Source organism: Streptomyces sp. S07_1.15 (assembly GCF_020739505.1).
In the GTDB taxonomy this organism is placed as follows: domain Bacteria; phylum Actinomycetota; class Actinomycetes; order Streptomycetales; family Streptomycetaceae; genus Streptomyces; species Streptomyces xinghaiensis.
This window is the reverse complement of record NZ_JAJBZK010000001.1, coordinates 1,434,266-1,460,214: the sequence shown is the minus strand read 5'-3', so window position 1 is coordinate 1,460,214 and position 25,949 is coordinate 1,434,266. Positions and strand designations below refer to the sequence as shown.

Genomic DNA, 25,949 nt, shown 5'->3' with positions numbered 1-25,949 from the left:
GTCAGAAGTCCCAGCCGTCGTCGGCCGCGCCGTCCGCGGCCCGCGCGGTGCCGTTCGCGGACTCGGTGAACGCGTCGCCCGCCATGCCGGCCGTGAGCGTCGTGCCGTCCGCCGGGTCGATCAGCAGGAACGATCCGGTGCGGCGGGAGTCGGCGTAGGCGTCGAGGGCGAGCGGCTCGGAGGTGCGCAGCACGATCCGGCCGATGTCGTTGGCCGCCAGCTCGCCCGGCGCCGGGTGGCGCGCGAGACCGCCGTGCTCGTCGGGCTCGCTGAGCGCCAGCCGGGACGGGATGTCCTTGACGATCGCCTTGACCGTGCGGGTGGTGTGCTTGAGCAGCACCCGGTCGCCGACGGCCAGCGGCCGGTCGTGCAGATGGCAGACGGTCGCCTCGACGTCCTGGGTGACGGCCGGGGCGGTCGCGGTGGTGACGATGATGTCGCCGCGCGAGATGTCGAGGTCGTCGTCGAGGAGGACGGTGACGGACTGCGGCGACCAGGCCGCGTCCACGTTCTCCCCGAGGGCGTCGATGGCCGTGACGGTGCTGGTGCGGCCGGACGGCAGCACGGTCACCGGGTCTCCCACCCGCAGCACCCCGGAGGCCAGCTGGCCCGCGTAGCCCCGGTAGTCCGGGTGTTCGGGGGTCTGCGGGCGGATGACGTACTGGACGGGGAAGCGCACCGGGTCACCCGACGGGTCGTCGGTGACGGGCACCGTCTCCAGGTGCTCCAGGACGGTCGGGCCGCCGTACCAGTCCATGGTGGCGGACGGGGTGACCACGTTGTCCCCGGCCAGCGCGGAGATCGGGATGGCGGTGATCTCCGGGACGCCGAGCGCGGCCGCGTAGGCCGTGAACTCCCCGGCGATCCGGGCGAAGACGGACTCCTCGTAGCCGACGAGGTCCATCTTGTTGACGGCGAGGACGACGTGCGGCACCCGGAGCAGCGCGGCGACGGCGGCGTGCCGGCGGGTCTGCTCCACGACGCCGTTGCGGGCGTCGACGAGGACGACGGCCAGTTCGGCCGTCGACGCCCCGGTGACCATGTTCCGCGTGTACTGCACATGGCCGGGGGTGTCGGCGAGGATGAACCGGCGGCGCGGGGTGGCGAAGTAGCGGTAGGCCACGTCGATGGTGATGCCCTGCTCGCGCTCCGCCCGCAGCCCGTCCGTCAGCAGCGCGAGGTCGGGCGCTTCCTGGCCGCGGCTGCGGGAGGCGTGCTCGACGGCCTCCAGCTGGTCGGCCAGGACGGACTTGGAGTCGTGCAGGAGCCGGCCCACCAGGGTGGACTTGCCGTCGTCGACGCTGCCGGCGGTGGCGAACCGCAGCAGCGTGGCGGCCTCGCCGGCGGCGGTCAGGCTCTCGGCGGCGGCCGCCGCGGCGGCGGTGGCGGGTGTGTCGGTGCTGCTCATGGCTAGAAGTACCCCTCGCGCTTGCGGTCCTCCATGGCGGCCTCGGACAGCTTGTCGTCGGCGCGGGTGGCGCCCCGCTCGGTGAGCCGGGAGGCGGCGATCTCGGTGATGACGGCCTCGATGGTGTCGGCGCCGGAGTCCACGGCCCCGGTGCAGGACATGTCGCCGACCGTGCGGTAGCGCACCTTGCGGGTCTCGGTCCGCTCGCCGTCCTTGGGGCCGCCCCACGCGCCGGGGGCGAGCCACATGCCGTTGCGGGCGAACACCTCCCGCTCGTGGGCGTAGTAGATGGCGGGGAGTTCGATCTTCTCCCGGGCGATGTACTGCCACACGTCCAGCTCGGTCCAGTTGGAGAGCGGGAAGACGCGGACGTGCTCGCCGGGGGAGTGGCGGCCGTTGTAGAGCTGCCACAGCTCGGGGCGCTGGCGGCGCGGGTTCCAGCCGCCGAACTCGTCGCGCAGGGAGAACACGCGCTCCTTGGCGCGGGCCTTCTCCTCGTCGCGCCGGCCGCCGCCGAAGACGGCGTCGAAGCGGTTCCGTTCGATGGCGTCCAGCAGCGGGACGGTCTGCAGCGGGTTGCGGGTGCCGTCCGGGCGCTCGCGGAGCTTGCCCGCGTCGATGAACTCCTGGACGGACGCCACATGGAGGCGCAGGCCGTGCTCGGCGACGGTGCGGTCGCGGAAGTCCAGCACCTCGGGGAAGTTGTGCCCGGTGTCCACATGGAGCAGGGAGAACGGGACGGCGGCGGGGGCGAAGGCCTTCAGCGCCAGGTGGAGCATGACGATGGAGTCCTTGCCGCCGGAGAAGAGGATCACCGGCCGCTCGAACTCGCCCGCCACCTCGCGGAAGATGTGCACGGCCTCGGACTCCAGCGCGTCCAGGTGCGACAGGGCGTACGGGCTGCCGCCGGCTCTGGCGGTGTCCGTGCCCTCCGTGTCCGTGCCCTCCGCGCCCGCGCCCTCCGCGGCGTCCGTGCTCGCGGCGGGTGCGGTCCGTCCGTCCGGCCCGGCGGTCCCGTCCGCCTCGGTCGTGGTGGTCATGGTCGGCCCTCCTCCTCGGCGCCCGTCTTCCCGGTTCGCCCCGGGTCCTTCTCGGTCTGCGGCTCCAGCCGGGCGATCGCTCATCAGGTGTGCAGTCCGCACTCGGTCTTGCCGCGGCCCGCCCAGCGGCCGGCCCGGACGTCCTCGCCCGGCTTGACGCGCCGGGTGCAGGGGGCGCAGCCGATCGAGGGGTAGCCGTCGGTCAGCAGCGGGTTGGTGAGCACGCCGTGCTCGGCGACGTAGGCGTCCAGGTCGTCCTGCGTCCAGGTGGCGATCGGCGAGATCTTGACCTTCTGGCGCTTGGCGTCCCAGTCGACGACCGGGGTGGCGGCCCGGGTGGGGCCGTTGTCGCGGCGCAGCCCGGTCGCCCAGGCGTCGTAGCCCGACAGCCCTTCTTCGAGGGGGGCCACCTTGCGCAGGGCGCAGCACAGGTCGGGGTCGCGGTCGTGCAGCTTCGGCCCGTACTCGGCGTCCTGCTCGGCGACGGTCTGCCGCGGCGTCACGCTGATCACGTTGACGTCCATGACGGCGGCCACGGCGTCGCGGGTGCCGATGGTCTCGGGGAAGTGGTAGCCGGTGTCGAGGAACACCACGTCCACGCCCGGCTGGACGCGGGACGCCAGGTGGGCGACGACCGCGTCCTCCATCGAGGAGGTGACGCAGAAGCGGCTGCCGAAGGTGTCCGCGGCCCAGCGCAGGACCTCCTCGGGGCCGGCGTCGCCGAACTCGGCGGCGCCCTTCTCGGCGAGGGCGCGGAGTTCGGCGGTGGTGTGGCGGGGTGAGGGTGCGGTGGTCATGCGGTGGTTCCCCCTTCGTGGTGGCCGGTGCGCGGGCCGGAGAGCAGCCCGAGGAAGGAGAGCCGGAAGGCGCGGGCGCAGGACCCGCACTCCCAGGCGCCGTGGCCCTCCTCGGAGGGCCGCAGGTCCTCGTCGCCGCAGTACGGGCAGTGGAACGGCGCGGCGCGGTCGCTCATGACAGGTCCTCCGCGGAGGCGCGTGCCGCCCAGGTGGCGAACCGCTCGCCGTCCTCGCGCTGCTTCTCGAAGCGGCGCAGCACCCGCTCGACGTAGTCGGGGAGTTCGGCGGAGGTGACCTTGAGGCCGCGGACCTTGCGGCCGAAGGCGGCGTCGAAGCCGAGGGAGCCGCCCAAGTGCACCTGGTAGCCCTCGACCTGGTTGCCGTCGGCGTCCAGCATCAGCTGGCCCTTGAGGCCGATGTCGGCGGTCTGGATGCGGGCGCAGGCGTTGGGGCAGCCGTTGATGTTGATGGTCACCGGCTCCTCGAAGTCCGGCATCCGGGCCTCGAGTTCCTCGATGAGGGTGATGCCGCGCGCCTTGGTCTCGACGATGGCGAGCTTGCAGAACTCGATGCCGGTGCAGGCGATGACACCGCGCCGGAACGGCGAGGGGCTGACCTGGAAGCCGAGCTCCTCCAGACCGGAGACGAGGGAGTCGATCCGGTCCTTCTCCACGTCGAGGATGATCATCTTCTGCTCGACGGTGGTGTTGAGCCGGTCCGAGCCGTGGGCGGCCGCCAGGTCGGCGAGGCGGGTGAGGGTGGCGCCGTCGACGCGGCCGACGCGCGGGGCGAAGCCCACGTAGTAGCGGCCGTCGTGCTGCCGGTGGACGCCGACGTGGTCGCGCCACTGGGTGGAGGGCTCCGGCGGGGCGGGGCCGTCCGTGAGCTTCCGCTTCAGGTACTCGTCCTCCAGCACCTGCCGGAACTTCTCGGTGCCCCAGTCGGCGACGAGGAACTTCAGCCGGGCGCGATTGCGGAGGCGGCGGTAGCCGTAGTCGCGGAAGATACCGGTGACGCCGGCCCAGACGTCCGGGACCTCGTCCAGCGGCACCCAGGCGCCGAGGCGCTGGGCGAGCTTGGGGTTGGTGGACAGCCCGCCGCCCACCCAGAGGTCGAAGCCGGGGCCGTGCTCGGGGTGGTCGACGCCGACGAAGGCGATGTCGTTGATCTCGTGGACGACGTCCTGGACCGGGGAGCCGGAGACCGCGGTCTTGAACTTGCGCGGCAGGTTGGAGAACTCCTTGCTGCCGATGTAGCGGCGGTGGATCTCCTCCACGGCGGGGGTGCCGTCGATGATCTCGTCGGCGGCGATGCCGGCCACCGGGGAGCCGATGATCACGCGGGGGCAGTCGCCGCAGGCCTCGGTGGTCGACAGCCCGACGGCCTCCAGCTTCTCCCAGATGGCGGGGACGTCCTCGATGCGGACCCAGTGCAGCTGGACGTTCTGCCGGTCGGTGATGTCGGCGGTGCCGCGGGCGTAGCTCTCCGACACCTCGCCGATGGCGCGGAGCTGAGCGGTGGTCAGGCGCCCGCCGTCGACGCGGACCCGCAGCATGAAGTACGTGTCCTCCAGCTCCTCGGGCTCCAGGACGGCGGTCTTGCCGCCGTCGATCCCGGGGCGGCGCTGGGTGTAGAGGCCCCACCAGCGCATCCGGCCGCGGAGGTCCGTGGGGTCGATGGAGTCGAAACCGGCCTTGGCGTAGATCGTCTCAATGCGTGTCCGCACATTGAGACCGTCGTCGTCCTTCTTGAACTGCTCGTTGCCGTTGAGCGGGGTGTGGTGCCCGACGCCCCACTGGCCCTCGCCGCGGTGGCGGCCGGCCTTCCGGCGGGTCGTGGCGGTACTGGCGCGTTCTGAGGTGGCGGCCATGGCGGTGGTGTCCTTCTCGGGCTGCTCAGGAGGAGACAAGGGGGGCATGCCTCCCGCCGGTCGGGCCGGAAGCGCAAGGTGAACGGGGCACACCCCTGCTGACCTGTGCTGCGGCACGAGTCCACCGCGCGGCGCGGCGGAGCCCGCGGCGCCGCGGTGGTCATGCGGTGGTCAGGGGTGCTCGCTCGTCCGCGAGGGCGGGGACGGCGGGAAGCTCGGTGGCGCTGGGACTGTCAGCCCGCCGGACAGATGGCGCTGGACATGCGGCAGAGATCGACGTGGCGCCGACTCACCAAGGCAATTCCAGCTTCAGACATGCCGAGAGCGTGCCATGGCGCTCGTGGGGCAGTCCATTGTTGTCCGCCAATTGGACAACAATGTTTCGAAATGTGGACGCTTGTGGCCGGGGTCACAGGCCGGGCCGCCCAGGCCGTGGCCGGATGCCGCCGTCCGCAGCCGGATCCGTTAGGCGCCGGGGGCCTCCGGGCGAACGGGGCCGGTGAGGACGAGGCCGGTGAGGACGGGACAGGCGCGGGGAGGGCGGGGGAGGCGGGCCGGAGACCGGGTCAGAAGGCCCCGGGCCAGGGACCGGGGGGCGGCGTGGCCGGCTCCTCCGCGGTGCGCGTGTCGTACAGCCGGAAGCCGCGCCGCCGGTAGTTGTCCAGCGCGTACGGGCCGTCCTTGCTGCAGGTGTGCACCCACACCCGCCGCGTCGGGGCGAGCCCCGGCCACCGCACGGCGAGGTCCCAGGCGCGTGCCGTGCCCAGGCTCAGCAGATGCCCGCCGATGCGGCGGCCGCGGAAGGACGGGATCAGGCCGAAGTAGACGATCTCCACCACCCCGTCCTCCTGCGCCTCCAGTTCGATGTACCCGGCCGGGGTGCCCCGGTCGTACGCCACCCACGTCTCGACGCCGGGCCGGCCGAGGAACTCCCGCCAGCGGGCGTACGGCCAGTCCAGCCGGTCCGTCCATGTCACGTCGCCGCCGACCGCCGTGTAGAGGAAGCGGCTGAACTCGGGGGAGGGGATCTCCGCCCGCTCGACGCGCGGCCCCCGCCCGTCCGCCGGCGCCGCGGCGGGCACCAGATCGGCGGCCGAGGTCTGCTCCAGGTACCAGGTGGTCACGGTGACGCTGCTGCTCATGGCGTCATCCCATCACGCCTCCCGCACGCTCCCGCCGCGCCCCCGTCACCCTCGTCACCCCCGTCACGCCCGCGGCGCGGACCGGGGTCCGGAGCCGGGCGGCCGTGCTCACCGCACCGAGGTCAGCCGGGCGTAGACGACGACGTTGCCCGCGTAGCCGGTCTTCTCGTCGTAACCGCCCCCGCAGGTGAGGACCCGCAGCTCCGCGTGGCCCGTGCCGTCGTACACCCGCTCGGCCGGGAAGGGGTCCTTGGCCACCACCTCGACGCGGTAGACCCCGAACACCGCGGTGCGCCCGTCCGCCCGGGACACCTCGACGTCCATGCCGGGCCGGACGGCCCCGAGGGGGTAGAAGACGGCCGGTCCGGACGCGTTGTCGACATGCCCGACCAGGACCGAGGTGCCGCGCTCCCCGGGGGTCACCGCCTCCGCGAACCAGCCGGCGAGGTTCCGCTCCCGGGCGGGCGGCGCCTCGATCCAGCCGTCGCCGTCCGTGGTGACGGACGTCAGGGGGGCGTCGACGCGGACGGCGGGGACGCGCACCCGCCGCGGCACGGAACGCGGCAGCGGCTCGGCGGCCCGCACGGCGGGCGGACTCCGCAGGTCCGCCAGGGCGTTCGCGGGCTGCGGCGGACCGCCGGAGCCGGCCGTGCCCTGGTGCAGCAGTGTGAGCCCGGCGAGGAGGAGCAGCGCGAGCAGCCCCCAGACGCCGGTCCCGGGGCGAGCGCGGCGCCCGGGCCGTGCGCGGCGGGGGCCGCCCGGGCCCCGCTCCTCGCCGCCGCTGCCGCCGCCGTCCATCGCTCTCCCTCGGGGCGGGCCCTCCGCCGCGCCGGACCGGCCCCTTGTCGCACGCCGACCGCCCCTCTCGCACGCTAGAGGCGCGGAACGGGCACGGCCACAGCGGTGGTGCGAACGGGTGCCCCGCCCCCGGGCGGGCGGCCCTCGGCGAGCGGCCGCCTTGGGGCCCCGGCCCGCCGGGCCCCCGGGCCCCCGGGCTCAACTCCCCGGCAGCGGCGGCCGGGACGGTGCCGGCCCGTCCTCCGCCCGGCGGGCCGCGACGACCAGCGGGGCCGTGGAGCGCGGCAGCAGGTCACCGGGGTGATCCGGCGCGAGCAGCCGCACGTCCACACCGTCCGCGAAGCGGTACGGGCGGTGGTCCAGGACTCCGGCGAGGGTCCGCCGCAGCCGGGACATCTCCGCCCGGACGGTCACCGTGCGGGACGGGTCCCCGAACAGGTCCGCGGCGAGCTGGGCCGCGGACCGTCCGGCGGGGCGGCGCGCCAGCGCGTACAGCATCTCCGCGTGGCGCGGGCTCAGCGGCTGCGTCCAGTCGCCCGTACCGCCGGTGACGGTCAGGGTGGGGCGGCCCGGCCGGCGCAGGTCCAGCGCGACGCCCGTGACCGGCGGGGCGTCGCCGGGGCCGGGCGGGGACACCTCGTCCAGCCGGATCAGCCAGCCGTCCGGCAGCGGCTCCACGGTGCAGGGGCCCAGGGCGGGAAGCCGGCGGCTGCCCGTGCCGAAGTTCTCCGGCAGCGCCAGCCGCCCCGGGGGCGGCATCCCGGTGACGGCGGCCGTCCAGCCGGAGCGGTCGATCGCCACGGCCCGGGCGCCGCCCAGCCGGCACAGCAGGGGAGCCGCCACGGCCCGCAGCCGCTCGATGGTCTCCAGATGCCGCTCCCGCAGCTCGCTCTCCCCGAGCCGGGCGACGGACGCCACGAGCCGCGCCGTCGCCGGATGCACGGTGGCGGCCGGCCCGCTGACGTCCACCACGCCCAGCAGCCGTCCGTCCCGCGGATCGTGCAGCGGCGCGGCGGCGCAGGTCCAGGAGTGGTGGCTGCGGACGAAGTGCTCCGCGGAGTGCACCCGGACCGGCCTGCCGGTGACCAGGGCGGTGCCGATGCCGTTCGTGCCGACCGACTCCTCGGCCCAGCTGGAGCCCGGCTCCAGGCCGATACGGTCCGCCTCCAGCCGCACCCGGGCGTTGCCGTCCCGCCACAGCACCCGGCCGTCCGCGTCGGTGACCACCATGATGTGCCGCGCCGCGTCCGCGACCGACACCAGCCCCTCCCGGAGCGTCGGGAGGACGGCGGCCAGCGGGGAGGTGCGGCGGCGGTGCTCCAGTTCGTCGAGCGGCAGCAGCCGGGCCGGGGCCCCGCGGTCCGGGTCCAGGCCGAGCCGCAGCACCCGCATCCAGGACTCGCCGATCAGCGGGTGGGCGGCCGGCGGCGGACGCAGACCGGAGAGCCCGGCCTCCCGCAGACCGCTGAGCACCCGGGCGGTTTCGCGCGTACCCCCGGGTGCGGCCGGGGCCGGCTTCTGCGGTGTGTGGTTCACGGTGCGGTCTCCGTCAAGGAGGGGGTGGCCGGTGGCGGCGTCGGCACCGGCGGAACGGCGGCTTCCCCCATGGTGCCGCCCAAGCGGCCTGAACAGCACACCACTTGACGCAAATGCTGCAACCCGCCGCAACCTCTGCAACCTTTGTACCCGGCCACGCGCCGCAGCACAGTGGGGTGACGCCGTACGACGCGCACTGGGGTGCCGCGGAGGCGGCGTTCCCGCGGCGGGGGTGGTGCCGTGACGGCGCAGCACCACCCACCGCTCCACGCTCCGGGTCAAGCCCTCCCCGGCGACCCGGAGCGGGGCCGGGGCCCCTCTCCCCGGGCTCCCCGGGCCGGGCCCGCCCCGGCTCCCGGCCGGCCCTCCCGCCCTCAGAACGGCACCCGGGCCCGTTCCACCACCGACGCCAGGTCCAGGGTGTGCGGCAGTGTGCCGAACGCGCCGCCCCAGTCGCCGCCCAGCCGCGAGGCGCAGAAGGCGTCGGCCGTCTCCGGCGGCGCGTACCGGACGAGCAGCGAGCCCTGCAGCACCAGCGCCATCCGCTCCACCAGCCGCCGCGCGCGGCCCTCGATGCCCTCCAGATCGGCGAGTTCGGAGAGCAGGTCCTTGATGGCGCCGTCCAGCCGGTGGTCGGCGCCGCGGGCCAGGCCGACCTCCGTGAGGAAGGCGTTGAGCGCCTCCGGCTCGCGCCGCAGGGCGCGCAGCACGTCGAGCGCCTGGACGTTGCCGGAGCCCTCCCACACCGAGTTGACCGGGGCCTCGCGCAGCAGCCGCGGCATCCCCGACTCCTCCACGTAGCCGTTGCCGCCCAGGCACTCCAGCGCCTCCGCGGCGAGCACCGGGGCCCGCTTCGTCACCCAGTACTTGGCGGCCGGGACGGCGAGGCGCAGCAGCAGCCGGTCCCGCTCGTCCCCCGAGTCCATGGCGGCCGCCAGCCGCAGCCCCACGGTCGTCGCCGCCTCGGACTCCAGCGCCATGTCGGCCAGCACGTTGCGCATCAGCGGCTTGTCGACCAGCAGGCCGCCGAAGGCGCTGCGGTGCGCGGCGTGGTGCACGGCCTGGACGACGGCCTGGCGCATCAGCGCCGCCGAACCGAGCACGCAGTCCAGCCTGGTCGCCGCGACCATCCCGATGATCGTGGAGACCCCGCGCCCCTCCTCGCCGACCCGGCGCACCCGGGTGGTGCCGTCGAACTCGACCTCCGAGGAGGCGTTCGAGTGGTTGCCGAGCTTGTCCTTGAGCCGCTGAAGACGGAAGGTGTTGCGGCTGCCGTCCGGCAGCACCCGGGGCAGCAGGAAGCAGGTGACGCCGCCGGGCGCCTGCGCCAGCACCAGGAAGGCGTCCGACATCGGGGCCGAACAGAACCACTTGTGGCCGGTGAGGGTGTACGCCCCCTCCTCGGCCAGCGGCTGCGCGACCGTCGTGTTGGCCCGGACGTCCGAACCGCCCTGCTTCTCCGTCATCCCCATGCCGAACAGCGCGCCCGGCTTGCCGCCCGGCGGCAGCAGCTCCGGCTCGTAGGCGTCCGAGGTCAGCCGGGGCTCCCACTCGGCCGCCAGCTCCGGGTCGGAGCGCAGCGCCGGCACCGCGGCGTGCGTCATCGACACCGGGCAGCCGTGCCCCGCGTCCACCTGCGACCAGACCATGAACCCCGCCGCCCGCCGCAGATGGCCGTCGGGGCGGGACCAGGCGCCGGTGAGCCCGGCGGAGACGGCGTGCCCCAGCAGCCGGTGGTAGGCGGGGTGGAACTCGACCTCGTCCAGCCGGTTGCCGTACCGGTCGTGGGTGCGCAGCACCGGGCGGTGCTCGTTGGCCTGCGCCCCCCACCGCTGCGCCTGGGACGAGCCGGCGGCCCGGCCGAGCTCGCCCAGCCCGGTCCGGATCTCCCCGAGCCGCTCCGGCGCCGCGTACCGGGCGACGCCCTCCGTGAGGACCGCGTCCGCGGCGAAGACGTCATATCCGACCAGCGGCGGAGCCTGGTTGGTCACGGTGTGTGTGGTGGCTGCCATGCCGGATACGTTAAGCGCGTGCACGCAGCCGAGTCATCCCCCGAACGGCCCCAGAGCCGTCTGCGCAGGGCCCGCGCCCTGTACCCCCACGTCTCCAAGCGCAAAGTGGCCTGGCTGCTGCTGAAGGACACCGTCAACTCCGGCATCGAGTACCGCATCCTCGGACTCGCCGCCGAGGCGGCGTTCTTCACCCTGCTCTCCCTGCCCCCGCTGCTCCTCGGCCTGATCGGGCTCCTCGGCTACCTCGACGCCTGGATCGGCACCGAGACCATCGAGGGCATCCGGCAGAACATCTTCACCGCCTCCCGCACCGTCCTCTCCGAGCGGGGCGTCGAGCAGCTCATCCGGCCGCTGCTCGACGACGTGACCCGGGGCGGCCGCCCCGACGTCATCTCCCTGGGCTTCGCGCTCGCCCTGTGGTCCGGCTCCCGGGCGGTCAACGTCTTCATCGACACGATCACCGTCATGTACGGGCTGGACGGGCACCGGGGGATTGTCAAGACCCGGCTGCTGGCCTTCCTGCTGTACCTGGTCGCACTGGTGATCGGGGCGGTCGTGCTGCCGCTGATGATCGCCGGCCCGGACACCGTCATCGAGATCGTGCCGTGGAGCACGGCGGTCGTCCGGGTGCTCTACTGGCCGGTCGTGCTGGTGCTGTCGGTGGTCTTCCTCACCACGCTCTACCACGTGTCGGTGCCGGTGCGCTCGCCCTGGGTGGAGGACGTCCCCGGGGCCCTGGTCGCCCTCGCCATGTGGGTGCTCGGCAGCTTCCTGCTGCGCATCTACCTGAGCAGCACCGTCGAGGGTCCCACCATCTACGGCTCGCTGGCCGCGCCGGTGGCCGTCCTGCTGTGGATCGGCGTCTCCGCCTTCGCGGTGCTCGTGGGCGCGGCGGTCAACGCCGCCATCGACCGTGTCTGGCCGTCCGTCGCCACCGCCGCGGCGCGGGAACGGAACCTGCGGCTGCGGGAGGCGGAGGCCGCCGAGATCATCGCCCGGGCGGAGGCCGAACGCGCGGCCCGCGGACGGTCCGCGGCGGACGAGACGGACGACGACTGGGACGAGCGGGAGGACGGCCCGGACCGCGAGCCCCCGCCCGAGTTCCCCGAACGCTGGGCGCGCTTCCTGCCGCCGGACGACATACGCTCCCGGCTGCACAGCCCGCTGCACACCCGCCGGGGACGCAAGGGCAAGGCGCCGGACGCGGGGGAGGAGCCCGGCGGCACGGAGAGCGATGCGGCCCCCGGGTCGGGGGAGCCGGGACGGACCGGGCGCGGGGGGACGACGGAGCAGAGGCGGGGGGCGGAGCGGCCGGAGGGCCGTGGGGGACCGGCGCAGGGGGAGAGCACGGGCCCCGGGCAGCCGCCGGCGGCGGACACGGCTGCGGACACGGACACGGACGCGAACACGGCTGCCGACACGGCTGCGGACACGGATGCCGGGCGGCGAGGCGGCCGCGGCTGACCCCGCACGGACAACGGGCCGACCCGCACGGACAACCGGCCGACCCCGCACGGACCACCGGCCGACCGGCAGCACCCGAAACGGAGCAGCCGTACGGACCTCCCGGCTCTGCGCGGCTCCTCGTGCCCGACGGCGGACGGTCCGGGCGCCGCGCGGGAAAACGGCTGGCGCCCGTCTCCGGTCCGGGCTTAGGCTGACCGGCGAACCGGACGGCGGCGGACAGCCGCCGGCACCGGACGTGTGAGCGAACGCAAGGGGAGGTGAGGACTGTGATGACGACGGTCGTTGTGACGGGCGCTGCCCGGGTCCCGAAGTCCAGCAATCCCACTCCCGCGGTCACCGGCTGACGGCTCACGCCACTTCCAGCAGGGCCCCACGGCGCACCATCGCGCCGCCGCCCCTGCGCGCACCCGCAGCCGGGACCGCCCCCCCCGTGAAGGGTCATCCCGTTGCGTCAGCAAGCGCATCACCTCTCTTCTGTTCCGTCCTCCCACTCCACTCCCTCCGCGTCCCCCGCCGCTCTCGCCCGCTACGGCTGGGACGAGGGCTTCGCCGCGGACTTCGCCCCGTATGCGGCGGACGGGCTGCTGCCCGGCCGGATCGTCCGGGTCGACCGGGGCCTGTGCGACGCCGTCGTCCCGGTCCCGTCCGGCCCCCGTACCGGTTCCGCCGAGGCGGCCGCGGGGCTCCGCACGGTCAGGGCCGACCTCGGTCCCGTCTCCGACCCGGACCCGACCCGCTGGGCCTGCACCGGCGACTGGGTCGCCTACGATCCGGACGAGCGCGCGGTCCGGGCCCTGCTGCCGCGCCGTACGGCCGTCCTGCGCTCCGCCTCCTCGAAGCGGTCCGACGGCCAGGTCCTCGCGGCCAACGTCGACCACGTCCTGATCGCGGTCTCCCTCGCGGCCGAGCTCGACCTCGGCCGGGCCGAACGGTTCCTCGCCCTCGCCTGGGAGAGCGGCGCCCAGCCCCTCGTCGTGCTCACCAAGGCGGACCTCGTACCGGACCCGGCCACGCTCGCCCATCTCGTGGCGGACGTGGAGGCCACGGCCCCGGGGGTCTCCGTGCTGACGGTGAGCGCGGCGACCGGTGACGGCGTGGACGTCCTGACGGCCGCCGTCGCCGGCGGCACCACCGTCCTCCTCGGCCAGTCCGGCGCGGGCAAGTCCACGCTCGCCAACGCCCTGCTCGGCAGCGAGACCCAGGCCGTGCGAACCGTCCGCGACAGCGACGGCAAGGGCCGCCACACCACCACCACACGCGACCTGCTGCCGCTTCCGCTGCCGGGCGGGGGCGTGCTCATCGACACCCCCGGGCTGCGCGGAGTCGGCCTGTGGGACGCCGAGGGCGGAGTCGCGCAGGTCTTCTCGGAGATCGAGGAACTGGCCGGCGACTGCCGGTTCCACGACTGCGCGCACACCGCCGAGCCGGGCTGCGCGGTCCTCGCCGCGCTGGAGGACGGCACCCTGCAGGAACGCCGGCTGGACAGCTACCGCAAGCTGATCCGCGAGAACGAGTGGATCGCCTCCCGCACGGACGCCCGGCTGCGGGCCGAGCGCCGCGGGGTCTGGAAGCAGCGGCAGGCACTCGGCAAGCACCTGGTGCAGCGCAAGCGCGGTCCGCAGCGCTGACCGCGCCGCACCCGGGGCACCGCTGATCCCCGATCGCGCACCGGGGCCGCGCAGGCGCCGCACGGGTAGCGCACGGGTAGCGCACGGGCGCGCGTCCGGACCGTGCGGCGGCTGTGCGGCGCGCCGGGCATCGTCGTGCACGACGCGTCGCACGACGATGCCCGGCGCGCCCGGCGGCGTACCGGCTGCGCGCGGATGGCGCGGGCGGGGCGGGCGGCGTACCAGTCGCGCCGCGCGGCCGGGTTCAGCGATCAGCGATCAGCGATCAGCGATCAGCGATCAGCGATCAGCGATCGGCGATCAGCGATCGGTGACGGGCGGCGGATGGCCGGGCAGGGGCTCCGCGTCCGCCGCCCGTTGCACCGTTGCGGCCCCGGTGTGGACGCCGGTGTGGGCGCCGGCGTGGACGCCGGTCCCGGTTAAGGTCCCGGATACAGCTCCGGCCCCGGCCCCGGAAGAGGACCCGGCGCCGGCGCCCGCGGCGGTGCCGGTGCCGTGACCGGAGCCGGCGGCCGTCCTTCCGGTGGGGGTCCGTGCCGGCCAGCCGTGTTCGCAGGCGTACCAGCCCAGTTGGAGCCGGGTGGAGACCCCGGCGATCTCCATCAGCCGTTTCACCCGCCGCTGGACGGTGCGCAAGCCGAGGTCGAGCTGTTTCGCGGCGCTCGCGTCGGTCAGCCCGGCGAGCAGCAGGGACAGGATGCGCAGATCCACGGCGTCCGGCCCCTCGGCGGTGCCCTGTACGGCGGGCCGGGCGGACTCCGCGCCCACCCCTTCCCCGGCACCGGCGGCACCGGCCGCGTGCGTCCCGGCCCGGTGGCCCTCCGGCCCGGCCGGCCCGGCGGGATCGGCCGTCTGCCGCGTTCCCCCGGGTGCGGGACCCCCCGCCTCGGGTACGGGCTGCCGCTGCCGCGGGGCCCCGGTACCGTCCGGCCGCGCGGTCCCGGCCGCGAGCCACCGGCCGGGGCGGGCCGGTGAACGTACCGCCAGCCCGTGCCGCTCCAGCCGCCGCAGAATCCTTGCGGCGTCCTCCTCGGGGAGCGTCAACCGGGCGGCCAGCTCGGCCGGTTCGGCGCCGCCCAGTCCGACGAGCGTGCGGTACGCGGACTCGTGGTCCTCGTCCAAGTCTGTTGCACCCGGCATGTCTCCCCTCCCGTATCGGCACATCATCCCCGTACCCCGCCCCTCCCTGCCACCGTTCCCCGCCACCGCCCCACCGGACCGGCCGGACCGCCGTCCGGCGGGTGAGGAATGCGCAGCCCCGGCCCGGGGCGGGCAGGATGGACGATATGGGCATGAGTCAGTACGGGGAGCGGAACAGCCACGAGGACGCGTGGTGGCGCGAGTTGTACGGCGAGGAGAAGCCGGACGCGGGACCGGCCGCGGCGGACGATTCCCTGGACGACCGTTTCGACTCGGCCTCCCGCGCGGTCGGCCCACCGTCGGCCGACCCCGGACCGGCACCGGAGCGCTCCGGCCGGGAGAGCCCGGCGGGGAGAGACCCCCGGCCCGGATGGTTCGCCGCCCGGGGTTTCCCCCACGGCGGCCCGCCGGCCCCGGGGCACGAGGGCGGCCCGCCGCCCGGCCCGGGTGAGGAACCCGTCACCGGGCCCGGCAGCGGCGCCACCGAGGGCACCGGCGCCGCAGACGGAACCGGCACCGGGCCCGGCACCGGTGCCGCCGACGGAACCGGCGCCGCCGACCGTGTGGAAGGCGAAACAGACACAGGCGACGCTCCCGGAGGCCCCGCCGCCCGGATGGATGCCGGTTCCGCTGGGGCAGACCCCGGTGCCGGCCCGCGCGAGCTCGTCACCGGGCCCGGCACCAGTGCCGCCGGCGGAACCGGTACCGCCGACCGGGCGGAAGCGGGTGCCGGTGGCGCCCCCGGCGGCCCTGTCTCCCAGTCGGATGCCGGTGCCGAGGTCCCGGACGCCGGTGCCCGTGCCGGTTCCGGTCCGGGCGGAGAACCCGTCACCGGGCCCGGCGCCGACGGCACCGGTGCCATGGGTACCGGCCACCGCGCCGGCGGCACCGGCCACTGGTCCGGGACCGGCGGCGGCCCCCGGGGCGGAGGGGCCGGCACCGGCGACCGCACGGAACCGGAAGCCGGTGCCGCCGGAAGCCCTACCGCCCGCCTGGACGCTCCTGCCGAGCCCGCAGACGCGGATGACGCCACCGATGCCGGTACGGAGATTCCCGCTCCCGCCGAGTTCGCCGCTCCCGAGCAGTGGACGGAGCCGCCGCGGCCGCAGGTCCCGCCTCCGCCTCGGGAGACCGGAGAAGCCGGGAGCGGAGGCCCTTGGGACACGGCCGCCGTGTCCCCGCCCTCCACGGAGCCGGCGCCGGACGAATGGTGGTTCAGCACCCCGGCCACCCCCTGGCCCGCCGCCGGATCGACGGCCTCCGGGGACCGTGCGCAGCCCTCCGGGAACTCCGCCACACCCCCGCCCTCGCCCCCGTCCGCGCCCGGCCCCGGCGCACCGTGGCAGCCGCCGGGCACGACATCCGGCACAACTCGGCCCTTCACGGGAGCCGTTGGACCCGCCGCGCCTCCGTCCTCCATCCCTCCGTCCTCCGCCCCTCCGTCCTCCGCCCCGCCGGCCGGCGGAACCCCCACCACGGCGGACGGACGGTCCGGGCCGGCCGTGCCCGGAGGGGGACCGGAGCCCGGCCCGCGAAGCCCGGAGCCGCCGGCCGGACTTCCCGCCGCGTCGCCGGCGCCACGGAACGCCCGCCCCATGCGCTCCATGACGCCCCCGCGCGCCCCGTGGGAGCCGCCGCTCGACCCGTCGGAGTCATGGGACGGTGAAGAGGCCGCGACCGGGGGTCCGGTGGGGGACCGTCAGCCCGGCACCTCGTCATCCACCGCTCCGTACGGCCGGACCGGACGGCCGTACCATGCGACGGAGACCGGCCCGGAAAGCGGCGCGGAAAGCCGCCCGGACGGCGGGTCCGCCGGAACGGACGGAGCGGCTCCCGACCCGTACAACCCCGTGGTGCCGCTGTGGCGGGACCAGCGGACCGAGCAGGCCGAGCGGACCGAACAGATCGGACCGGACGCCCGTAACACCATCCAGGGCACCCAGGGCACCCAGTTCACCCAGAACGACCAGGGCACCCAGGACATCCAGAACGACCAGAGCGCGCAGAGCACGTCGGCCGGGACACCGGCCGATCCCGGTCCGGTCCGGACCGGGGCGGTGGCGCGGACCGATGGAGGACATGTGGCAGTGGGCATGCTTCGGCGCGACGGCGACGAGGCCGCCGGAGACGGCGGGCGGTACGGGGGCCCCGTCGGAGCCGGGAGTACCGGAGCTGTGAGTTCCGGGGCCGTGAGTACCGGAGGGGGCGTGCGGGCCGGCGTGGAGCCCGGGTACGTCGGCGAGCGCCCGCCCACCTATCAGGGCGAGCCGACGGCTCTCCCCGAGGCCGACCCCAAGGACCTGGACGATCTCGTCCCCGACACGGTCCTCGACGGCGCCCGTTACGGCACGATGACCCTCCGGGCCGCCTCGCTGCGCGGCGACTCCGCGCGCTACCGGGGCGAACCGCGCCGGGACGCGCTGCTGACGGCCCGGTTCGGCAGCGGCGACCAGGCGCTGCTGCTGATCGCCACGGCCACCGGCGGCCGGGCCGCGGAGGACGCGCACCGGGCCGCCGCCGACGTCTGCCGGTGGGTCGCCGAAGCGGTCGGCCGCGCCCATGTCCGGCTGGCCGAGGACATCAGGGAGGGTCGGCGCGGCGCCCTCAAGTCGGGGCTGCACCGGCTGACGGACCGTTCGTACGGCAAGCTGCGGGCGCGGGCGGCGGAGCTGGGCCTGCGGCCCGCCGCGTACACCTCGGGGCTGCGCTGTCTGCTGCTGCCCGTCGATCCGGCGTGCCGCACCCGGGTGTTCTTCGGGATCGGCGAGGGCGGGCTGTTCCGGCTGCGGGACGGCGAGTGGCAGGACCTGGAGCCCTCGGTGCCCGCGCAGCCGCAGGCCGCGGGCGGGTCCCCGGCCGGCTCCGGCGCCGTCCTGCCGGGCCAGGGAGGCGGCCCGCGCGGCCCGGCCGCCGCCGTCGGTCCGGAGGCGGCCGGGCCGGCTGTGACGGACTCCGCCCCGGCCGTGCCGCCCGCCGGCGACGGTACGGCGCGTCCGCCGGGCGGTGGGGAGGCCGGGGGAGCCGACCGGATCTCCGGGCCTGCCGGGGACCGGCTCACCGTGGATCTGGGCACCCGCGGCCCGGGCCGTCCCGCGTCGCCGGGCGACCCGGGTGCCGCGCCCTTCCGGTTCCGCGCCTCCGTCGCCCGTCCGGGGGACACCCTGCTGCTGTGCTCCGCCGGACTCGCGGACCCGCTGCGGGGCGAGCCCGCGCTGGCCGGCCTCCTGGCGGCGCGCTGGGCCGTGTCCCCGGCGCCGGGCCTGGCCGCGTTCCTCTCCGACGTGCAGCTCCGGGTGAAGGGCTACGCCGACGACCGCACGGCCGCCGCCGTCTGGGAGGACTGACGCGCCGCCCCGGCGGCTGTACGCGGGCCCGGCCGCTGTACGCGTGCCCGGGCCGCTGCTCCGGCCGGGGGAGCCACCGGGCGGGGCGGGGGATCCGCCCGGGGCGGTACCAGCGCCCGGCGTCCCGCGGTTACGGCAATCGCGTGAAAAGCGGGATACATGACATGTAGGGAAAGAACCCGGGGAATCCACCTGTCAGTGACTGTTGCGCCGCGGATCTCCACCGCGCGAACGTCCTCCCCTGAATGCCCGGCACCGTACTCCCGGCGGTGCCGGGCATTGCCCTGTCCGGGCACCACGCCGGTCGGGGCCGCCGCACCCGGCCGGCCGGCCGTCACCTCCGCCGGCCCGGCGGCCGAGCCCGCGAGGCGCTGCCTCCGGGGCCGGTGCGGGACGGCGCTGAGACCCGCCGGCCGCGTGGCCCTCCTGTGGCCGGCGCAGCCCTGGGGCGGCGGTCTGTTCGAGGACCGGGCCGGGCGGAGCGACCCGGAGGCCGCAGCCGTGGCCCGGCGGCTCAGCCGGTGCTGCCGTCCCGTTTCCCCCGACCGGCGCCGGCGTCCCCCCGTCAGCCGAACTGCTGCTCCAGGTCCTGGAGTTTGCGTTCCAGGGAGTCGAGGCGGGGGATCGTCAGGGTGTCGTCCTCGGCCGTGAGGTCGACGGTCCGGGAAGCGCGCTCCGTACGGCCGCCACCCGGGTCCGAGCCGGAGCCGGCGCTTCCCGGGGTGTCAGTCCGGTCGACGCGGACGGCCTGCAGGAGCGGGCCGCCGCCTGCCGGGGCGTCCGCGGGCGAGGAGGAGGGGAGTGCCGCCGGCTGTCCGTCCGCTCTGGCGGGTTCGGAGCCGGCCTGGGCGGCGCCGGCCGGCAGCAGCCCCGGCAGTTCGACCTGGCGGCCGCCCCGGGCCCGCCCCCACACCCGGTGCTGCCGGTTCAGGGCCTTGATGCGGGCGCGCTCGCGCTTCTCCTCGTCCCGCCGCCGCTGCCGGTTCTGCTGCTTGATCCGCCGGTCCTCGCGGACCTCGTCGACCGCTTCGTCCAGGGTCCGCACGCCCTCCAGCAGCATCAGCGACCAGGCGGCGAAGGTCTCGCGCGGTGCGCGCAGCCAGCGGACGATGCGGATCTGCGGCAGCGGCCGCGGGACCAGCCCCTGCTCGCGCAGCGCCGCCCTGCGGGTCTGCTTGAGCGCCCGGTCGAAGAGGACCGCGGCGGACAGGGACATCCCGGCGAAGAACTGCGGGGCGCCCGCGTGGTCGAGGCCGCGCGGCGCGTGCACCCAGTTGAACCAGGCCGCCGCGCCCGCGAACGTCCAGACGAGCAGGCGGGAGCCGAGGGCCGCGTCACCGTGGCTGGCCTCCCGCACCGCCAGGACCGAACAGAACATCGCCGCGCCGTCGAGGCCGAAGGGGACCAGGTACTCCCAGCCGCCGGAGAGGTTGAGGTTCTGCCGGCCGAAGCCGACCAGACCGTGGAAGGAGAGGGCGGCGGCGACCGCGGCGCAGCAGAACAGCAGGACGTACGAGGCGGAGCCGTAGATGGCCTCCTTGCGCCGCCGGCGTTCCTCGCTGCGTTCCCAGGAGTCGGCGAGGTTGCCGTCGTTCTCGGCCGTCGCGCGCCGGCCGCGGGCGAGGACCACCGCCGCGCCCGCGATGCCGACGAGCAACACCGCGCCCGGCAACACCCAGTTCAGCGCCATGTCCGTCAGTCTCATCTCGGGTTCCTCGCCTCGCTTCCGTCCCGCCCGTGCCGTGTCGCGTGCGGTCTTGCCGCGACATCTTGGCGGAATCGGTTCTTGTGCCAGGCGGATTCAGGGCAAGGGATCGACAATGGGCAGAAGACGCAACCGAAAATATGTCCGCACGATCAGAACCGGTCGAATGGTCTGATCATGCGGACGGAGCGCGGGTCGTGACCGTAGGGTCGGGGGCTCGCTTCCCGGTGCGGGGGCGGTCGTTCGCCGGTCCGAACCGGACCCCGCCGGGCGCGGGTGGCGTCGGACGCCGACGCATCGCGGGACGGCGCCGCACCGGGCCCCGGCTTCCCGCCCCGGTCTCCGGAGCGGTCGGACGTCCCGCGCGGTCAGGCGCCGCTGAGCCGGGCCACGCGCTCCGCGTCGCAGGTGCGCGGGCAGGTGACACAGGTGTCCTCCGGCCGCAGGGTGTAGAACATGCAGCAGCTCGCCCGGTCACGGGTGGACAGCGTCTCCCCGGCCGGCCCGGTCAGCTCCCGGAACGACGGCGCGCCGACGAACGGCTTCGTGGCCCCGGGCAGCAGGGCTTCCAGCTCCGCGATCGCCCGGCGCTCCTCGCCGAGCAGGTGGCCCGCGTACCAGAGGCTCTCGACGATCTCGTCGGTGGCCATGCCCCACATGGCGCGCGGTCCGCGCCGCATCCGGGGGCGGAAGCCCTCCAGCACCGGCTCCAGATGCTCGGCGAGCGCTCCGCGGACCTCGGCCCGCAGGACGTCCTCCCCGCTGACGACCCGCGCGCCCGGCACCCCGGCCGCCGGGTCGTCCGGCAGGCAGGCGAACTCCCGGACCCGGGCGGTCATCCGGCCCTGTGCGCGGTGGTACGCGACCTCGCCGGCCGGCAGCCGCGGCACGCGGCGGAGCAGGAACCAGGGGACGGTGATGAGCAGACACGCGGACCAGGCGTAGCGGTGCAGCCCGAAACCGGCGGTCACGTCGGGACGGGCCGGCCGCCCGTAGTTGCCGACGACCTCGGCCTCCTCGGCGGCGAGGAAGGCGTCGAGGGCGGGGCCGCCCGACGCCAGCTCACCGGCTTTCACCCAGCCGCCGCCGGAGCGCGGAGCGCCCTCCAGCAGCCGCACGGCGGGGAGTACCTCGGCGAGCCGGGAGTACGCCCCCGTCACGGGGTGGTGCGAGAGGGCCGGTACGGCCGGTGCCACGGACATGCGGGGACCACCAACTCAACGCGATCGTTTGCAGGTAAGCCTTACCTTACCCGACAGCTCGGACCTTTGACGTGCGGGGTGGTCCGCTTATCGTTCTGTGGGACCACAGGAGGACCCGATGGAGCAGTCGCGAGCCGCAGCACCCCGGGGGAGCGGAGAGGCCGGGCGGGGCGCGGGTGCGCCGCGGCCGGGAATCTCCCCGCCGGCGGACGGCACCCGCCCGGGCGAGGCGGTCCGTGAGGACCACGGGCGCGGCTCGTACGGGGCCGGTGCGCGGGGCGCGCCGTGGCCGGACCCGTCCCCGCAGGCACGCCGCGAACCCCGGGAGCACGGAAGCGGCGAGCACGCAGCCGGTGAGCGCGGGAGCGGCGAGCCCGGCCGGGGCGCGGGCACCCGGGGGAGGCCCACGGCGGACGGGCCCGCGCCCGGCGCGCACGCCTACGGCACCGGGGAACAGCCGGACGGGACGGCGCGGGCCCCCGGGCGCCCGGCGCCGCGCAAGCTCCCCGCCCGCCACTCCGTGCGCGGCCAGATCCTCGACGCCCTCCGTACCGCGCTGGTCGGCGGCGACCTCCTGCCCGGCGAGGTGTACTCGGCGCCCGCCCTCGGCGCGCGGTTCGGGGTCTCCCCGACGCCCGTGCGGGAGGCGATGCAGCAGCTCGCCGCCGAGGGCGCCGTGGAGGTCGTCCCCAACCGGGGCTTCCGCGTGGCCCGCCGCAGCGAGCGCGACCTCGCCGAACTGGCCGAGGTGCGCGCCCTGTTGGAGGTCCCGGTGCTGCTCCGGCTGGCGCGGACCCGGCCGCCCGCGAGCTGGGAGGAGCTGCGCCCGCTCGCCGCGGCCGGCGTGGCGGCGGCGGCCCGGGGCGACCGCGTCGGCTACGCCGAGGCCGACCGCGCCTTCCACCACGCAGTGCTCGCCCTCTCGGGCAACCGCCAGCTCGCCCTGATCGGCGACGAACTGCACCGGCGGGGCCAGACGCCGGCGGGCCGCACCCGGGCCACCGGGACCGCGGGACTCCTGGCGGAGGCGGCCGAACACAACGCCCTGCTGGACGCCCTGAGCACGGGCGACACGGCGGCCGTCGAGCAACTCGCCCGCGAGCACTTCACCGCCGCCCGGCCGCCCCGGGTCTGAACCGCCGCCGCCCGGCCGCGGGCCCGGCCGGTCTCCGCCGGCCGGTCTCCGCCGGCCGGGGCCGGTCACCCAAGGTCCGTCAGTCGGGGCGGGGGAGAGTCCGGGCCGGAGTCGCCGCCGGGGGCGCCGTGGCCGTCGCCGTGGCGGCCGGTGCGGCCGCCTCCCCCGCCGGAGCGGTCACCGCGAGGTCCGCCGTCTCCTCGGACGGTGCCGCGTCCCCGGCTGCGGCCGCCTCCACCGTTTCCACCGTTTCCACCGTCTCCACCGCGGCGGCCGCACCGGCGGGCCGGAGCCGGTCCGCCAGCCAGGACGGCACGCCGCCCAGCAGCCGCACCAGCCGCAGGGCCTCCGCGCGCAGCCGGGACGCGTCGGGCTCCGGTTCGACGTCGGCCAGGGCCGACAGAGCCGGGGCGATGCCGATCAGGTAGCCGAGCTCCTCGCGGATGCGCAGTGATTCCGCGAAGCCGTGCCGGGCCTCCGCCCGGTTGCCCTCCTGCTCCGCCATCGAGGCCAGATGCCGCCAGGTGAACGAGAGCAGCAGGTCGTCGCCGAGCGTGGAGGCCCCCGCGTGCGCGCGGGTGAACGCCGCCTGGGCGCCGCGCGGGTCCCCGGCCAGGTGCTGGGCGACGAGACCGCGCCGGAAGTCCAGCAGCGGGCGGTTCGGCGAGCCGGGCGGCAGCAGCGCGGCGGCGCGGCCGAGGGCCGAGCGGGCCTCGTCGGCGCGGTCCCGCACCCCGAACAGGGTGGAGGCGTAGGCGAGATGGCCGCGTTCGCAGGCGGCGCTGCCCCGTTCCTCGTCACCGGTGACCAGCGCCTCGGCCGCGCGGAGGGCGTCGTCGGCCTCCTCCCAGCCCGTGGCCGTGAACAGGCACCGCTCCACGAGGATGGCGGTGCGCCCGAGCGCGGCCGCCGATTCCGTGAGGGCCGAGGGGGCGAGCAGCGCGGCGGCGTCCTCCCAGCAGCCGCGGGAGCGGAGCCGCCACACGGCGCTCTGGAGCGGGTCGTCCCAGGGGACCGGTTCCGTAGCGGGGTTCTTCGGTCCAGAACGTGACATGGCGGTATCCGCCACATTCCCTCCCATGCGCGCCGTCGAGCCCGGAAAGCCGTGGGCGAATCTCAGCATGAATCATGGTGCGGAGCCAAGGGGTTGGGTGAACGGATTCACAAAGCACCGCGAGACTGCTGTGACCCAGGTCACGCGCAGGATAGCGGGCTGCGGAGGGTGCTCGCGCACGGGGGCGCGGGGCCGTGTCGCGGCCCCGGCGGAGGGGGCGCGCGGAGGGTCGTGCCCGATAAGCGGACGGTAGGCTTCCGGGCGCCGCCGTGGGACGTCGCCATGGGATGCGGACCGCCGGGTTCCGTACTTCGCCCGGCTTCCGTGCTGCCGCCGGCTCCGCGGTCCCGCGCCGCTTCGGCGAGGTTTGCCGGCTTCCGTGAGGATCGCCTGCTTCCGCGAGGATCGTCGGGGCCCGCGGAACCACCGGACCGGGTCCGCCCGGGGCCGCCCCAGCCCCCGGGGCCGGTACCGCACCGGTCTCCGGCAGGCGGCCGGGTCGTGCACCGGGCGCGTCTGCTCCTCCGGGAGCCGCAGGACGTCCGCACCGGCGGCGTCCACCGGACCGGCGCCCCCGTCCGCGGTGCGGTCGGGGTCAGCTCATCCGCAGGGCGAGGAAGAAGTCGAGCTTGTCCTCCAGGCGGGACAGGTCCCGGCCCGTCAACTGCTCGATACGGCCCACGCGGTAGCGCAGGGTGTTGACGTGCAGATGGAGCCGGGCCGCGCAGCGGGTCCAGGAGCCGTCGCTGTCGAGGAAGGACTCCAGCGTCGGGATCAGTTCCGCACGGTGCCGGCGGTCGTAGTCCCGCAGCGGCTCCAGGAGGCGCGCGGTGAAGGCGCGCCGCACATCGTCCGGTACGAACGGCAGCAGCAGCACGTGCGAGGCCAGCTCCTGATGCCCCGCCGCGCACACCCGGCCGGTCCGGGCCGCGGCGACCCGCCGGGCGTGCCGGGCCTCCTCCAGCGCGCCGCGCAGGCCCTCGGGGGTGAGCACCACCGCGCTGATGCCCAGGGTGAGCCGCCCGCCGCCCGCCTCCAGGCCGCGTTCCAGCGGCCCGCGTGCGGCGGCGAGCAGATCCTCGGTCCGTACACCTCCGCCGTCCTGGCCTCCGCCGTCCTGGCCGGTGCCGTCCGGGCCTCCGCCGTCCGGGCCCGCCACCGCGGGCAGCGGTATCAGCGCGACGGCTTCGTCACCGCCGCAGGCCACGGCGCTGCGGTCCGCCGGTTCCGGGCCGCCCGCGCGCGGGTCGAGGAGGATCTCCTCCAGCAGTGCCCGCGCCGCCGGCCCGCCGGGCTCGCCCCCGATGGGGCGGACGGGCCCGCCCGTCGCGGCGGCCTCCGCCGGGCCCGGGGGCTCCTGTTCGAGCCGGGCGACCACGATCTGCCAGTGCGGCGCGCTGCCGAGACCCGGGAGCAGCACGGGCGCGGCGGCCCGCAGCCGGGCCGCGGTCTCGGCGAGCGGCGCGCCGTCCCGCAGCAGGTCCACGACCTCCTGGGCCAGCCGCCGCCGTACCGCCCGGGCGGCGTCCCGGTGGCCGCGTTCGGCGGCGATCAGCTGGGTGACCCCGTGCAGCAGGTCGAGCCGCTCGGCGGGCCAGTCGCCCGCGTCGGCCTCGACGGCCAGCAGCCAGTCGGAGAGCACGGCCGCCGGCGCGTCGCCGGTCTCCCGTGCGGAGGCGGGGCCGGTGGCGCGGACGGGGAAGAGCGAATGGACGGTGCCGGAGGCGGCGAGCCGGTGCGGGGCCGCCCGCCCGGCGGTCTCCGCGGCCAGGTGCTCGCCCGCGAGGGCCGCGCACAGCTCCGGGTCCGGCCGCTCCCCGCCGGCGTCCGGTTCCGCGCCGGCTCCGGGGCCCGCGACGAGCCGGCCGGTGGGCGAGAGCACCCAGGCGCGCAGGTCCAGATCGCCGCCGAGCAGATCGAGGACCACGTCCGGGCCCCGGCCCGACGGCCCGGCCGTCATCATCCTGCGGTGCCGGTCGACGACGGCAGCCAGATCACCGGCCCGCTCGCCGGAGACCCGGCGCACCACGTGCTCGGTGATGGTGGCGAATGCCACCCTCTCGTCCACCGCGAAGAGCGGCAGCCGGTGCCGCTCGCAGGCGGCCACGAGGTCCGCCGGGACGGCACGCAACTCGGCCTCGCCGGCCGCCAGACCCGCGGCGCCGGCATCGGTGAGGATCCGGACGAACCGCTCCGAGTCCTCCGGCCCGTGGTGCCAGGCCAGACCGCTGAGCACCAGTTCGCCGCCCGACAGATAGCGGCCGGGATCGCGCAGGTCCGTGGTCATGACGCCGCGCACGGTGCGGTCCAGCTCCGCCTCGCCGCTGAGCAGGCGCAGGCCCAGGACGTCGTTCTCCAGCAGGGCGCTGAGCCGCATGGTCGCTCGCCGATCGGTCGGAAACGGGTGCAGGGGAGGCGTGGGGGAGGGGGCGCGGGCCGGTGGGATCGTTCCGGCGGCCCGGGCCCCGCCTTTTGTTCGAATCTACAAGAAGAGCCCCCCGGCCAGCCAATCGCGTCCTGCGCTCCTGCGCACCCGCTCGGCCGGACCGGCAGGCCGGGGCCGTGCCGGGAGTTCTCCCTTCGGATGCCGGATGCCGGATGCCGGATGCCGTGCCGGATGCCGGAGGCCGGAGGCCCGGAGGCCCCGGGTGAGGGCCTCGGCGCCGGTGCC

Annotated in this window: 16 protein-coding genes and 3 pseudogenes; 4 read left to right on the top strand and 15 right to left on the bottom strand. The window is 75.9% G+C overall.

The window, feature by feature from the left end:
• Position 1: 1 nt before the first annotated feature.
• The 10 genes from LIX60_RS06165 to LIX60_RS06125 all read right to left on the bottom strand — a co-directional run bounded on the left by LIX60_RS06165 (position 2) and on the right by LIX60_RS06125 (position 10,603).
• Positions 2 to 1,408, bottom strand: a complete 1,407-nt coding sequence (locus tag LIX60_RS06165; protein ID WP_227957545.1) for a sulfate adenylyltransferase subunit 1 — start codon at positions 1,406 to 1,408, stop codon at positions 2 to 4.
• A 2-nt stretch (positions 1,409 to 1,410) separates the two neighbouring features.
• Positions 1,411 to 2,448, bottom strand: coding sequence for a sulfate adenylyltransferase subunit CysD (cysD, locus tag LIX60_RS06160; RefSeq protein ID WP_227957544.1), 1,038 nt, complete (start codon positions 2,446 to 2,448; stop codon positions 1,411 to 1,413).
• Positions 2,449 to 2,531: 83 nt separating this feature from the next.
• Entirely contained in the window at positions 2,532 to 3,245 is a 714-nt protein-coding gene (locus LIX60_RS06155; RefSeq protein ID WP_019711015.1) for a phosphoadenylyl-sulfate reductase, read from the bottom strand.
• A complete protein-coding gene (locus LIX60_RS06150) occupies positions 3,242 to 3,421 on the bottom strand; it encodes a hypothetical protein (protein ID WP_019711014.1) in 180 nt (59 codons plus the stop codon). Before LIX60_RS06150 ends, LIX60_RS06155 begins: the two co-directional genes overlap by 4 nt.
• Positions 3,418 to 5,115 (bottom strand): nitrite/sulfite reductase, encoded by a 1,698-nt coding sequence (locus LIX60_RS06145; protein ID WP_227957543.1) that lies wholly within the window; start codon positions 5,113 to 5,115, stop codon positions 3,418 to 3,420. The genes LIX60_RS06150 and LIX60_RS06145 overlap by 4 nt, the downstream gene beginning before the upstream one ends.
• Before the next feature lie 233 nt (positions 5,116 to 5,348).
• Positions 5,349 to 5,432, bottom strand: a complete 84-nt coding sequence (locus tag LIX60_RS31915; RefSeq protein WP_311133484.1) for a putative leader peptide — start codon at positions 5,430 to 5,432, stop codon at positions 5,349 to 5,351.
• A gap of 249 nt (positions 5,433 to 5,681) precedes the next feature.
• A complete protein-coding gene (locus LIX60_RS06140; protein ID WP_227957542.1) occupies positions 5,682 to 6,257 on the bottom strand; it encodes a GNAT family N-acetyltransferase in 576 nt (191 codons plus the stop codon).
• A 108-nt stretch (positions 6,258 to 6,365) separates the two neighbouring features.
• Positions 6,366 to 7,055 carry a class F sortase gene (locus LIX60_RS06135; RefSeq protein WP_227957541.1) on the bottom strand — a complete coding sequence of 230 codons (690 nt, stop codon included), beginning with the start codon at positions 7,053 to 7,055 and terminating at the stop codon, positions 6,366 to 6,368.
• A gap of 198 nt (positions 7,056 to 7,253) precedes the next feature.
• Positions 7,254 to 8,591 carry a helix-turn-helix domain-containing protein gene (locus LIX60_RS06130; protein WP_227957540.1) on the bottom strand — a complete coding sequence of 446 codons (1,338 nt, stop codon included), beginning with the start codon at positions 8,589 to 8,591 and terminating at the stop codon, positions 7,254 to 7,256.
• A gap of 374 nt (positions 8,592 to 8,965) precedes the next feature.
• The gene (locus tag LIX60_RS06125) at positions 8,966 to 10,603 is read right to left on the bottom strand and encodes an acyl-CoA dehydrogenase family protein (protein ID WP_227957539.1); all 1,638 of its coding nucleotides are present in this window, start codon (positions 10,601 to 10,603) and stop codon (positions 8,966 to 8,968) included.
• 18 nt (positions 10,604 to 10,621) lie between these two features.
• Between LIX60_RS06125 and LIX60_RS06120 the strand changes: the two are divergent.
• Positions 10,622 to 11,854, top strand: a pseudogene (locus LIX60_RS06120) (YihY/virulence factor BrkB family protein); the annotation flags it as partial.
• A 662-nt stretch (positions 11,855 to 12,516) separates the two neighbouring features.
• Positions 12,517 to 13,698: a ribosome small subunit-dependent GTPase A gene (rsgA, locus tag LIX60_RS06115; RefSeq protein ID WP_227957537.1), complete on the top strand. Its 1,182-nt coding sequence runs from the start codon at positions 12,517 to 12,519 to the stop codon at positions 13,696 to 13,698.
• 531 nt (positions 13,699 to 14,229) lie between these two features.
• Here rsgA and LIX60_RS06110 read toward each other — a convergent pair.
• A pseudogene (locus tag LIX60_RS06110) lies at positions 14,230 to 14,838 on the bottom strand (hypothetical protein); the annotation flags it as partial.
• Between the two features lie 1,853 nt (positions 14,839 to 16,691).
• On the opposite strand from LIX60_RS06110, the gene LIX60_RS06100 reads away from it, so the two are divergent.
• Entirely contained in the window at positions 16,692 to 18,182 is a 1,491-nt protein-coding gene (locus LIX60_RS06100) for a protein phosphatase 2C domain-containing protein (protein WP_227957535.1), read from the top strand.
• A 565-nt stretch (positions 18,183 to 18,747) separates the two neighbouring features.
• On the opposite strand, the gene LIX60_RS06095 is transcribed toward LIX60_RS06100, so the two are convergent.
• Together LIX60_RS06095 and LIX60_RS06090 are read right to left on the bottom strand one after the other, a co-directional pair.
• Positions 18,748 to 19,887, bottom strand: coding sequence for a DUF2637 domain-containing protein (locus LIX60_RS06095; RefSeq protein ID WP_227957534.1), 1,140 nt, complete (start codon positions 19,885 to 19,887; stop codon positions 18,748 to 18,750).
• Between the two features lie 368 nt (positions 19,888 to 20,255).
• Complete coding sequence (locus LIX60_RS06090) at positions 20,256 to 21,089, bottom strand: (2Fe-2S)-binding protein (RefSeq protein WP_227957533.1); 834 nt, start codon at positions 21,087 to 21,089, stop codon at positions 20,256 to 20,258.
• A gap of 193 nt (positions 21,090 to 21,282) precedes the next feature.
• On the opposite strand from LIX60_RS06090, the gene LIX60_RS06085 reads away from it, so the two are divergent.
• Complete coding sequence (locus tag LIX60_RS06085; protein WP_374117964.1) at positions 21,283 to 22,224, top strand: GntR family transcriptional regulator; 942 nt, start codon at positions 21,283 to 21,285, stop codon at positions 22,222 to 22,224.
• Between the two features lie 271 nt (positions 22,225 to 22,495).
• Here the strand turns inward: LIX60_RS06085 and LIX60_RS06080 are convergent.
• Positions 22,496 to 23,278, bottom strand: a pseudogene (locus tag LIX60_RS06080) (hypothetical protein); the annotation flags it as partial.
• A 595-nt stretch (positions 23,279 to 23,873) separates the two neighbouring features.
• Entirely contained in the window at positions 23,874 to 25,655 is a 1,782-nt protein-coding gene (locus LIX60_RS06075) for a PucR family transcriptional regulator ligand-binding domain-containing protein (protein ID WP_227957531.1), read from the bottom strand.
• Positions 25,656 to 25,949: the final 294 nt, after the last annotated feature.